Source organism: Serratia sp. GW822-FHT06E05 (assembly GCF_058799445.1).
Genome location: NZ_JBXALM010000005.1, coordinates 291,576 through 302,182 on the forward strand (window position 1 = coordinate 291,576; position 10,607 = coordinate 302,182).

Annotated in this window: 12 protein-coding genes; 7 read left to right on the forward strand and 5 right to left on the reverse strand. The window is 55.3% G+C overall.

The genetic code is table 11. The features are described from left to right. Positions 1 to 148 precede the first annotated feature (148 nt). Positions 149 to 427, forward strand: coding sequence for a winged helix-turn-helix domain-containing protein (locus AC1RKC_RS14850; RefSeq protein WP_020828036.1), 279 nt, complete (start codon positions 149 to 151; stop codon positions 425 to 427). A gap of 26 nt (positions 428 to 453) precedes the next feature. On the opposite strand, the gene narL is transcribed toward AC1RKC_RS14850, so the two are convergent. Together narL and narQ are read right to left on the reverse strand one after the other, a co-directional pair. Then, the gene (narL, locus tag AC1RKC_RS14855) at positions 454 to 1,086 is read right to left on the reverse strand and encodes a two-component system response regulator NarL (RefSeq protein WP_020828035.1); all 633 of its coding nucleotides are present in this window, start codon (positions 1,084 to 1,086) and stop codon (positions 454 to 456) included. A gap of 161 nt (positions 1,087 to 1,247) precedes the next feature. Continuing rightward, positions 1,248 to 2,930 (reverse strand): nitrate/nitrite two-component system sensor histidine kinase NarQ, encoded by a 1,683-nt coding sequence (gene narQ, locus AC1RKC_RS14860; protein ID WP_046372966.1) that lies wholly within the window; start codon positions 2,928 to 2,930, stop codon positions 1,248 to 1,250. Positions 2,931 to 3,331: 401 nt separating this feature from the next. Here narQ and napF point away from each other — a divergent pair, with 401 nt between their 5' ends. The 6 genes from napF (at position 3,332) to nudK (ending at position 8,410) form a co-directional block, all read left to right on the forward strand. Next, a complete protein-coding gene (gene napF / locus AC1RKC_RS14865) occupies positions 3,332 to 3,832 on the forward strand; it encodes a ferredoxin-type protein NapF (RefSeq protein WP_020828033.1) in 501 nt (166 codons plus the stop codon). Then, positions 3,822 to 4,088 carry a chaperone NapD gene (gene napD, locus AC1RKC_RS14870; protein WP_020828032.1) on the forward strand — a complete coding sequence of 89 codons (267 nt, stop codon included), beginning with the start codon at positions 3,822 to 3,824 and terminating at the stop codon, positions 4,086 to 4,088. The genes napF and napD overlap by 11 nt, the downstream gene beginning before the upstream one ends. Continuing rightward, positions 4,085 to 6,571 carry a nitrate reductase catalytic subunit NapA gene (napA, locus tag AC1RKC_RS14875; protein WP_020828031.1) on the forward strand — a complete coding sequence of 829 codons (2,487 nt, stop codon included), beginning with the start codon at positions 4,085 to 4,087 and terminating at the stop codon, positions 6,569 to 6,571. The genes napD and napA overlap by 4 nt, the downstream gene beginning before the upstream one ends. 54 nt (positions 6,572 to 6,625) lie before the next feature. Next, positions 6,626 to 7,075 carry a nitrate reductase cytochrome c-type subunit gene (napB, locus tag AC1RKC_RS14880; protein ID WP_041414810.1) on the forward strand — a complete coding sequence of 150 codons (450 nt, stop codon included), beginning with the start codon at positions 6,626 to 6,628 and terminating at the stop codon, positions 7,073 to 7,075. An 11-nt stretch (positions 7,076 to 7,086) separates the two neighbouring features. Beyond that, positions 7,087 to 7,704: a cytochrome c-type protein NapC gene (gene napC, locus AC1RKC_RS14885; RefSeq protein WP_020828029.1), complete on the forward strand. Its 618-nt coding sequence runs from the start codon at positions 7,087 to 7,089 to the stop codon at positions 7,702 to 7,704. 130 nt (positions 7,705 to 7,834) lie between these two features. Next, on the forward strand, positions 7,835 to 8,410 hold the full coding sequence (gene nudK / locus AC1RKC_RS14890) for a GDP-mannose pyrophosphatase NudK (protein ID WP_490635465.1): 576 nt from the start codon (positions 7,835 to 7,837) through the stop codon (positions 8,408 to 8,410). A gap of 48 nt (positions 8,411 to 8,458) precedes the next feature. Here the strand turns inward: nudK and AC1RKC_RS14895 are convergent, their stop codons facing one another. The 3 genes from AC1RKC_RS14895 to AC1RKC_RS14905 all read right to left on the reverse strand — a co-directional run. Then, complete coding sequence (locus AC1RKC_RS14895) at positions 8,459 to 8,881, reverse strand: helix-turn-helix domain-containing protein (protein WP_020828027.1); 423 nt, start codon at positions 8,879 to 8,881, stop codon at positions 8,459 to 8,461. Positions 8,882 to 8,995: 114 nt separating this feature from the next. Beyond that, positions 8,996 to 9,544 (reverse strand): urease accessory protein UreE, encoded by a 549-nt coding sequence (locus AC1RKC_RS14900; protein ID WP_020828026.1) that lies wholly within the window; start codon positions 9,542 to 9,544, stop codon positions 8,996 to 8,998. Positions 9,545 to 10,169: 625 nt separating this feature from the next. After that, on the reverse strand, positions 10,170 to 10,607 hold a 438-nt coding region (locus tag AC1RKC_RS14905), incomplete at its 5' end, for a transketolase-like TK C-terminal-containing protein (protein WP_493092645.1).

Below are 10,607 nucleotides of genomic sequence, written 5' to 3' on the forward strand. Positions count from 1 at the left end.
AGATAATGTAAATAACGGTAGGATAAACGCGCAATATTGCCATCATTGCCGTTAAAAACGTCATTAAGACAATTTTATTGCAATCAAGGACCTGACCGCTGGGGTTCCCGCGACGTCATCAGGACTCACCTTAAAGCAGGAGCAAGGCATGGAAATTAACCCGGTATTTGCCCGTCGTCTTTATCTGTGCTGGTTAATCAGCCACAGCGAACGGCCAAACGTCCCGCGGCTGATGGAATTGACCGGTTGGCCGCGTCGCACCCTGCAAGACGTGTTGAAAGCCTTGCCGGGCTTGGGAGTGGCGTTGCAGTTTGTTCAGCAGGGCGTGCGCAATAACGACGGTTTTTACCAGTTGGAAAGCTGGGGGCCGATCAACAAGAGCTGGGTTCACCAGCATCATCAGGCGCTGCTTGCCGCCATCGAATAAACCCTCCCCGGCGCGCCGGGGAAGCCTTATTGACTCCGGTGTTCCAGATACATCACCGTCGCGGCCACCCGTGAACGCACGTCCAGTTTGCGCAGCATGTTACGGATATGCACCTTCACCGTCTCTTCAGAAATATGCAGTTGCGCCGCCACCTGTTTATTGGACAGGCCACGCGCCACTTCCTGCAATACGTCCAGCTCGCGTTCGGTCAACTCGGCAAAGGGATTATGTTGTTCACTGCGGGATAACAGGTAGTCCGCCACCGCGTCGCTGATCACGTTTTGTCCTTCCGCCGCTGAGCGAATATGCTCCAGCAGCTGTTCAGGTTCGCTGTCTTTCAGCAGGTAGCCGTCGGCTCCCGCGTCAATCAGCGCATAAACGTCGTTGCGCGAGTCTGATACCGTCAGCACGATGATCCGCGCATCGACGCCTTCATTGCGCAGCGCTTTCAGCGTGTCCAGGCCGGACAAACCTTTCATATTCAGATCGAGCAGGATCACGTCCGGAGCCTGCTGCAGCGCGAAAGTAATGGCTTCGTTGCCGTTGCTGGCTTCGGCGACCACGTTGAACAGCGGATCCAGCCCCAACAGCTGCTTGATGCCTCGGCGCATCAGCGGGTGGTCGTCGACGATCATCACTCGGTAATTCTTCATCACCATGAAATATGCTCCCTGTAGCGAGTAAAGCCACTCAAACGCGCTGTCCAGCACGCTTCACAGTGGGACTGACTCTTATAAAATAGTGGCAATTGGCGCCACAAACATCCTGAAATGACCGTCGGACATCGTTAAACCGTAACGAAGGGTGAACGGCCGTGGTTTTATGGCGGAAATGTCAGGCGGACCTCCGTGCCGTCTGGCTCACCCCGCTGGATGCGCAGCGTTCCCCCCAGCCGCGCGGCGCGTTCGCTCATGATGGTCAGCCCGTAGTGACCTTCAGGTTCATTCAGGCTGGCAATACCGCAGCCATCGTCAGCGATGCTGATCCTGTTGTCACCCTCGGCCGTGACCTCACAGCGAATCACGATCTCCCGTGCATCGGCATGTTTGATGGCGTTGAGCACCGCTTCACGCACAATTTGCAGCGCATGTACCTGCTGCTGAGCGTTAAGCGCCTGGGAAGAAAGCCGACAGTGTAACTGAATCCGCGCTGCGGTAAGAACCTTTAATGGCGCCAACAATTGGTTCAATGCGGTGTTCAAGTCGGCTTCCTGAATGTTCAGGCGGAAGGTGGTCAATAGCTCGCGCAGCTGGCGATAAGCATCGGCCAGAGCCCGATCAAAATCGGCGATAATCTCTTGTGCGTCGGGGGTGCTGTCCGCCAACGTGCGCTTGAGCAAAGTGAGCTGAATACGTAAAAACGACAGGGCCTGCGCCAGAGAGTCGTGCAGTTCCCGGGCGATGGTGGCGCGCTCTTCCATCAACAGGAATTGCATGTGCTGTTTCTGCGCACGGTTAAAATAAACCCCGCGGCTGAGCATGTTGGCCACGCTCTGCATCAGGTGCGGATGCGGCGGGTGTTCCTGATATTGCCAGCTCAGTTCCCCCAGAGGTTTGTCGCCCTGGATGATGGTCAGCGATTGCCAGTCCAGCGTCGACGAAGGGAGACCGCTGTGCAACTGCCATTCGCTGAGGCTGTCCGCCACTTTTAAGCGGATGCAGTGCAAATCTTCACTTTGACGCACGATATGCAGGATTTTCTCAAAAGCCTGCTGATCTATCTGCCGCACGCTCAGCGCCTGCGAGCAGTTGTACAGCACCTCCAGCGTCTTGTTCGCCTGCTGCAGGCGCTGGGTTTTCACCTGCACTTTCTGTTCCAGCGACTGGTAAAGTTTGGCCAGATCGCCGGACATGGCGGTAAAGGCCTGCGACAGCACGCCCAGCTCGTTCGGCAGTGCGGTATCCAACGGGAGATGGTTAAAATCGCGCTGTTGCACACGCTGGCTGGCGTCCACCAGATGCTTGAGCGGCGCCACTACCTGACGGCGCATAAAGCGGATGCAAAACAGCACCAGACCGATGATGGCGATATAGCCCACGACGCTAATGGTGGCCACGATGGTCAGTTTCAACTCGGAATAACGCTGCAGCGCTAACACGAAATGGTCAATCTGGTTCACATAGCCGGCGATATTGGCCTGATAATCGGCCGACTGACCGGCCTGGATTTGCTGTGCCAGCGGTTGCCAGGCGTGCTGCAGCGACAGGTATTTTTCCCGCACGTCTGCAGGCACGTAAAAACGATCGAGCTTTTGCAATGCCGGGGCCTGCAGAGACTGCTGATACTGCAGCAGGTGTTGTTCCAGCTCCGGGGCGGAGCGGGTGAGATCATAGGCCAGCCGGTAGCTCTGCATGCGCAGTGAACCGGCGATGTTGACCGCTTCGGCATCGCGCAGGCTGTCCGCGACGGTGGTCAGCGCCAACCCGGTAGAGAGCACGGACAGAATCACAATGCAAAACAGCGCCTTGGCCAGGCTGCTGGTCACTGAACGTTTAACAAGCAATCCTTCATCCTTCTCTTGCAGGCAATGGGCATTGCCGGGTTTCATTCGAAAGCAAAATTATAACTTTTGCAACTAAAATGCGCGGCATTGTGCGCCAGGTCGTTCGTCGCAGCGGTAAGCACCTACGTTATATAATCAACTAGATAGCGTTTGACGGCAGATCGGGGACGAAAACCCCGCGACCCCCATTAATAGATTGATCTGGCGCAAGCTACCCCCGTATTTACCCCTTTAGGGGGATTATATACCCCCCGCGCTCCTCTTATCTTACCCCCGTCTTTCTCAGGGGTTTATGCCTGTCAGCATGATGAAACCCACTGGGCACAGCAGCAACAATAACAATACAAAAACAGGTTCTATTTACACGCGATGCCGTGTTTGCAATGTCAAGGATAACCAGCATGACCATATTGTCGCGACGCAAACTGCTCGGAGGACAATGGCGTCAGCCAACCGCTGCGATCCGTCCCCCGTGGTCGCGGCAAGGATCCCTTTTTATTACCGATTGCACCCGCTGTCAGGCCTGCGTTCGCGCCTGTGAAACCGGGGTGCTCATCAGCGGCAGCGGCGGTTTTCCCGAAATTGATTTCCAACGCGCGGAATGCACGTTTTGCGGGCGTTGTGCGCAGGCCTGCGCGGAACCCGTGTTTCGTCCACTGACGGAAACCCCCTGGCGACAACACGCGGTATTCGGTACTGCCTGCCTGGCACAGCGGGGCGTGGAGTGCCGCAGCTGCCAGGACAGCTGCGAGCCCCAGGCGATCCGCTTTCGGCCCCGCTTGGGCGAAATGGCGCAGCCGGTATTGGATGCGGCAGCCTGCAACGGCTGCGGCGCCTGTGTCGCCGGTTGCCCGACCGGCGCCGTCACCTTAACCCAGAGCGAAAATAATAATGATGAATAGCGAATGGCATGTCAGCGGTCTGGTCGTGCAGGCGAGACCGGAAAGCTTTCCCCAACTCGTCACGGCCTTGCTGGCGATCGCTGACACGGAAATTCCGGCGCAGGATCAGCAGAACGGCAAGCTGGTGGTAGTGATGCAAGCGGCATGCTCTCAAGGGCTGCTGGAAAAAATTGAGTCGGTGCGCAATCTGGACGGCGTGCTGGCGGTATCGCTGGTTTATCACCAGCAGGACACTCAAGGTGAGGTAACGCCATGAAACTCAGTCGTCGAGACTTCATGAAAGCTAATGCCGCGGTAGCCGCTGCGGCCGCCGCCGGGCTGACTATTCCCACGGTGGCACAGGCGGTGGCGGGCAGTGCTGACGCTATCAAATGGGACAAAGCGCCATGCCGTTTCTGCGGCACCGGCTGCGGGGTGCTGGTCGGCACTCAGAATGGCCGTATCGTTGCCTCGCAGGGCGATCCGGACGCGGCGGTCAACCGTGGGTTGAGCTGCATCAAAGGCTATTTCCTGCCAAAAATCATGTACGGCAAAGACCGTCTGACTCAGCCGCTGCTGCGCATGAAAGACGGCCAGTACCATAAAGAAGGCGAATTTACCCCGGTCAGCTGGCAGCAGGCTTTCGACGTCATGGCCGACAAGTTCAAGCAGGCTTTGAAAGAGAAAGGCCCAGAGGCGGTCGGTATGTTCGGCTCCGGCCAGTGGACGGTGTGGGAAGGCTACGCTGCCGCCAAGTTGCTCAAGGCCGGGCTGCGTTCCAATAACCTGGATCCTAACGCACGTCACTGCATGGCGTCGGCGGTGGTGGGCTTTATGCGTACCTTCGGCATGGACGAGCCTATGGGCTGCTATGACGATATCGAGCAGGCCGACGCCTTTGTGCTGTGGGGCTCCAACATGGCGGAGATGCACCCGATCCTGTGGTCGCGCATTACCGACCGTCGCCTGAGCAACCAGCACGTCAACGTCTCGGTGTTGTCCACCTTTGAGCACCGCAGCTTCGAACTGGCGGACAACGGCATGGTGTTCACGCCGCAGACCGATTTGGCGATCATGAACTACATCGCCAACTACATCATTCAAAACAACGCGGTAGATCAGGACTTCCTGAATCGGCACGTCAACTTCCGCCGCGGTGCGACGGATATCGGCTACGGCTTGCGTCCGACGCATCCGCTGGAGAAAAAAGCGAAAAACCCGGGTTCAGATGCCTCCGAGCCGATGAGTTTCGAAGAGTACAAAGCCTTCGTGGCGGAATACACGCTGGAAAAAACGGCCCAAATGAGCGGCGTTCCGGAAGACCAGTTGGAAGCGCTGGCGAAGCTGTATGCCGACCCGAACATCAAGGTGGTGTCGTACTGGACCATGGGCTTCAACCAGCATACGCGCGGCGTGTGGGCCAATAACCTGTGCTACAACCTGCATTTGCTGACCGGCAAGATCTCCAAGCCCGGCTGCGGGCCGTTCTCCCTGACCGGCCAGCCTTCTGCGTGCGGCACCGCACGTGAGGTCGGGACTTTCTCTCACCGTCTGCCGGCTGACATGGTGGTCACCAATGAGAAACACCGCCAAATCGCCGAACAGAAATGGCTACTGCCGGCCGGCACCATCCCGGCGAAAGTCGGTTTGCATGCGGTGGCGCAAGACCGTGCGCTGAAAGACGGCAAGCTGAACGCCTACTGGGTGATGTGTAACAACAACATGCAGGCCGGGCCGAACATCAATGAAGAAAGGATGCCGGGCTGGCGCGATCCGCGCAACTTCGTGGTGGTGTCCGATCCCTATCCGACCGTCAGCGCATTAGCCGCCGATCTGATCCTGCCGACTGCCATGTGGGTGGAGAAAGAGGGCGCCTATGGCAATGCGGAGCGTCGTACTCAGTTCTGGCGTCAGCAGGTGAAAGCGCCGGGCGAGGCAAAATCCGATCTGTGGCAACTGGTGGAGTTCTCCAAACGCTTCAAGGTTGAGGAAGTGTGGCCGGCCGATCTGCTGGCGCAAAAGCCGGAATATCGCGGCAAAACGTTGTACGACGTGCTGTTCGCCAACGGCCAGGTCAATAAGTACCCGCTGTCGGAAATCCCGGCGGACCAGCTCAACGATGAGGCGCGGGAAGTCGGCTTCTATCTGCAGAAAGGGTTGTTTGAGGAGTATGCCGGTTTCGGGCGTGGCCACGGTCACGATTTGGCGCCGTTCGACAGTTACCACCAGGCACGCGGTCTGCGTTGGCCGGTGGTGGACGGCAAAGAAACGCTGTGGCGCTACCGCGAAGGAACGGATCCGTATGTGAAGGCGGGCGAAGCGGTGCGTTTCTACGGTAAACCCGACGGCAAGGCGGTGATCTTTGCGCTGCCGTTTGAACCGGCGGCGGAAAGCCCGGACGGCGAATACGATCTTTGGCTTTCCACCGGTCGGGTGCTGGAGCATTGGCACACCGGCACCATGACCCGACGGGTACCGGAGCTGCATCGCGCCTTTCCGCAGGCGGTGTTGTTTATCCATCCGCTGGATGCCAAAAGCCGTGGCCTGCGTCGTGGTGACAAGGTCAAGGTGCTGTCGCGCCGCGGTGAGGTGATCAGTTCTGTCGAAACTCGTGGCCGTAACCGCCCGCCAAGAGGACTGGTGTACATGCCGTTCTTCGATGCGGCGCAGTTGGTGAATAACCTGACGCTGGACGCCACCGATCCGCTTTCTAAAGAAGTCGACTTCAAGAAATGCGCCGTGAAGTTGCAGAAGGTGTGAGGCTGACGAATTGCGAATGAAGACCCCATTTTATTACCCGGGAGCCAAATAAAAATGAAAAGCCCTGTTATGAAAAAGACGCTTGCCCTGTGGGTGACCTTATTGTCGCTGGCGTTCGCCGGCCTGGCGTTTGCCGCGGGTGATGTTGATCTCAGCAAGTCTCCGGAAGTGTCCGCCTCGGTCGGCGGGCCGATTTCGATGCCGAAACAGCAGGAACGGATGGCGCTGAACTATGTCAATCAGCCGCCGATGATCCCGCACAGCGTTGACGGTTACCAGATCAGCAAGAACACCAACCGTTGCCTGCAGTGCCACGGGGTGGAGCATTACCGCACCACCGGCGCACCGCGCATCAGCCCGACGCACTTTATGGACCGGGACGGCAAGGTGCTGAGCGATGTCGCGCCACGTCGCTACTTCTGCCTGCAGTGCCACGTACCGCAAACCGACGCGGCGCCGATTGTCGGCAATGATTTCCAGCCCATGCCGGGCTTTGGGCGCTAAGCGGGGGAGCTATGAGCGAACGCAAACACACCACGACTGAGAAAAAGCCCGGCCTGCTGTTACGTTTATGGCGCTGGTGGCGCAGGCCAAGCCGCCTGGCGTTGGGCACGCTGTTGCTGCTGGGCTTTGGCGCCGGGATCATCTTCTGGGGCGGCTTCAATACCGGCATGGAGGCGGCGAATACCGAGCAGTTCTGTATCGGCTGCCATGAAATGCGTGAAAACGTCTACGAGGAGTACATGGGCACGGTTCATTACAACAACCGCAGCGGCGTGCGTGCGACCTGCCCGGATTGCCATGTGCCTCATGAATGGGCGCCGAAAATGCTGCGCAAGATAAAGGCCAGCAAGGAGCTGTACGCCAAGGCGTTCGGCCTGATCGACACGCCGCAGAAGTTTGACCAGCATCGGCTGGCGATGGCGAGCAACGAATGGGCGCGAATGAAGGCCAACGATTCTCAGGAGTGCCGTAACTGCCACAACTTCGAGTATATGGACTTCACCGCACAGAAAACGGTGGCGGCGAAGATGCACGACAAGGCGGTAACGGAAGGCAAGACCTGTATCGATTGCCACAAGGGGATTGCGCACAAGCTGCCGGACATGCGCGACGTTCCTAACGGGTTCTAAATCTTTTGCGGTCAAATGCCCCGTAGCGCTCCATGAGCCGCGGGGCTTTTTGTTGCAAATCCATTGCCCCTTCGGCGCTTAATCGCGGTATCATTTTTGCGTTTCAGCTAACGGAAAAGAAGAAGGGTTCATGTCGGCGAAAATTGAGAATGTGAAGAAAGAGCTGCTTTCTGATAACTGGTATGTGCTGCACAAATATACTTTTGATCTCAAGCGTAAGGATGGCGGTTTCGTTCAGCAGATGCGCGAAGTCTACGATCGTGGCAATGGCGCAACCATTTTGTTGTACAACCGTGCCAAAGGGACCGTGGTGCTGACCAATCAGTTCCGCATGCCGACCTATGTGAACGGCAACGACAGCGGCATGCTGTTAGAGGCCTGTGCCGGCTTGTTGGATGCCGATTCTCCAGAGCAATGCGCACGTCGCGAAGCGGTAGAAGAAACCGGTTTTCAGGTCGGTGACGTGCAGAAGATTTTCGAAGCCTATATGTCGCCAGGCGGCGTAACCGAGATCGTCCATTTCTTTATTGCCGAGTACCATGACGACGAGCGCAATGCGGCTGGCGGCGGTATCGAAGACGAAGATATTGAGGTAGTAGAACTGCCCTTTACCGAAGCGGTGGCGATGATTGCCGACGGCCGTATTAAAGACGGCAAAACCATCATGCTGCTGCAGTACCTGCAAATTCATCGGATCATGGGCTGAGACCTGCTGGTCATCTCGCCGGTGAACGGCGAGATGACCCCACGTTCGCTAACTATGCTTGTGGGCGTTAGGTGGGCCCGTCGGTATTTTTTGTGGCATCGTCGGCATGTATAAGGAATGGCAGAGCCGCTTATTGTTTAATTGCTTGCTTCTCCTCAGCTCGCCTGGCGTGGTCTTTAGCTGTTTTTTGAATATTCGGGTAAAAACCTGCTGAGAGTCAAAGCCATAGTCTAGTGCGATATCCATGATTTTTCTGTCGGTGAACCTCAGGGCGATAGCCGCCTCGGTGACTCGTCGCATTCTGATATATTGGGCAATGGTCAGTCCGGCATGCAATTTGAAAAGCCGCTGAATATGGAATCTGCTGTAGCCGGATTTCTTGGCAATGGTTTCAATATCCAGCTCTGCACCCAAATTGTTTTCTATCCATTTAATCATGTCATTAATAAAAATCTGCATATTAATTGCCATGGAAAACTCCTTTTATCGCATCGGCTTTTTGGGGTGTTCATACTCTGTTGCTTGGGTGAATGGCCTCTGATTTATAAGAAGAATGCTGACAGCGGGCGGGATAGGTTCCTGATGTCACGCATGGCTAGAGGGAAAGATACCGTCGAACAGCAGATCGATTTCATTGGGGGTTAACAAGGACGAAATATCGGCACCGTTGACATACCAATAGGACAGGGAGTGAAAACCGTTCTCTTTGAACAGGGCGTCCAACGTGCTGGTCGCGATGGTGATCGGGACGTAAACCAGGTTGTTCTTTATCATGGCGTGCAGCTTATGCTGCCCCAAAATCAAACCCAGTTTGAACGTATAGTGAATAATGGCGTCTGCATTGACGCAGAGCAGGCGCTGCAGGTTAATCACCATAATGTCATGCGAGATAACCTTCACGATAACGGCGTTTTTCGTCTCCTCATCCCAGATTAAAATGTCGCCATCCGCCAGCGTGCTGTTGGGTGGCATAAACACGGCCAGCCTCAGCCCATCATGGGTGGATTGTTGATGACATTCTTTTTCCAACTGCGCGGAATCCAGAATGAGATAGTCTGGTGAGGTTCCGCGGATCTTGTCTTGCCACTCTTTGTGCCGATTTATGTTTCCAAGTGTTTCACTGATAATAATCATGGTGTCTCCCTCATGTCAGTTTTAAATATCCCTATATCATTGTCTCAGTTGATTCTAAATGCGGAAGGAAACACTTTTCTCTTGTTTTTTTTATTTTATCCTTTTGGGTTTTTAAAATAGGAATGAAAATTACACGCTATGTTCGTATCGTTCAATCTATTAATTTTTATCTTTTGATCGGTTAAATCTATCGGTGGTATCGATCAAAAAATAAATATCAATAGTTGTTGGCTATTGTGTTTTGTCGAGATTGTTTTTAATCAACTGATTTTATTGGTTGTTTTGTTTTTGTTGTTTAAATGTGCACAGCATGTTCCAAGGCGCGCTGTTTCATTAGTTATATGAGGTGCTTATTAATATGCCATTTTGCAATAAAAATAATGGCACTAAAAATCAATAAACATCTCGAAAACTGATTTCTTAATAAAACTATCGCGGGGGTTATTTTATTTTCATTATGTCTGGTGCGGGTTTTGACGTCATTTTAAATAAAGTAAAGTTATAAACTACCTGCTTGTGGTTAACTCAATCGAGTGGAAGTTAATAGGAGTTTTAAAAAGAGTCTCCACCAGAACGAAAAAGCCCGGCAAGATGCCGGGCCTGGGGTAATGCGACGCGAGATGCCTTATTTCAGCAGTGCCTGCGCCTTGGCCACCACGTTATCCACGGTGAAGCCGAACTCTTTGAACAGCTGCTCTGCCGGTGCCGACTCACCAAAGGTGGTCATGCCCACGATTGCGCCGTTCAGGCCCACGTACTTGTACCAGTAGTCCGCGATACCCGCTTCCACCGCCACGCGGGCAGTGACCGCCGCCGGCAGCACGGATTCACGGTAAGCCGCGTCCTGCTTGTCGAAGGCGTCGGTAGACGGCATCGAGACCACGCGCACCTTGGTGCCCGCCGCGCTCAGCTTGTCTGCCGCTTCCACGGTGATGCCCACTTCCGAACCGGTGGCAATCAGGATGACGTCCGGCGTACCGGCACAATCCTTCAGCACGTAGCCGCCGCGGTAAACGTTGGCCAGCTGCTCCGCGGTACGCGGCTGCTGGGTCAGGTTCTGACG

Coding starts and splice junctions, on each gene's coding strand:
- narL (WP_020828035.1), bottom strand. CDS start 1,086: ATGGTGATGAAGAATTACCGAGTGATGATCGTCGACGACCACCCGCTG.
- napD (WP_020828032.1), top strand. CDS start 3,822: ATGATGAATAGCGAATGGCATGTCAGCGGTCTGGTCGTGCAGGCGAGA.
- napC (WP_020828029.1), top strand. CDS start 7,087: ATGAGCGAACGCAAACACACCACGACTGAGAAAAAGCCCGGCCTGCTG.
- AC1RKC_RS14850 (WP_020828036.1), top strand. CDS start 149: ATGGAAATTAACCCGGTATTTGCCCGTCGTCTTTATCTGTGCTGGTTA.
- napA (WP_020828031.1), top strand. CDS start 4,085: ATGAAACTCAGTCGTCGAGACTTCATGAAAGCTAATGCCGCGGTAGCC.
- AC1RKC_RS14895 (WP_020828027.1), bottom strand. CDS start 8,881: ATGGCAATTAATATGCAGATTTTTATTAATGACATGATTAAATGGATA.
- nudK (WP_490635465.1), top strand. CDS start 7,835: ATGTCGGCGAAAATTGAGAATGTGAAGAAAGAGCTGCTTTCTGATAAC.
- napF (WP_020828033.1), top strand. CDS start 3,332: ATGACCATATTGTCGCGACGCAAACTGCTCGGAGGACAATGGCGTCAG.
- napB (WP_041414810.1), top strand. CDS start 6,626: ATGAAAAGCCCTGTTATGAAAAAGACGCTTGCCCTGTGGGTGACCTTA.
- AC1RKC_RS14900 (WP_020828026.1), bottom strand. CDS start 9,544: ATGATTATTATCAGTGAAACACTTGGAAACATAAATCGGCACAAAGAG.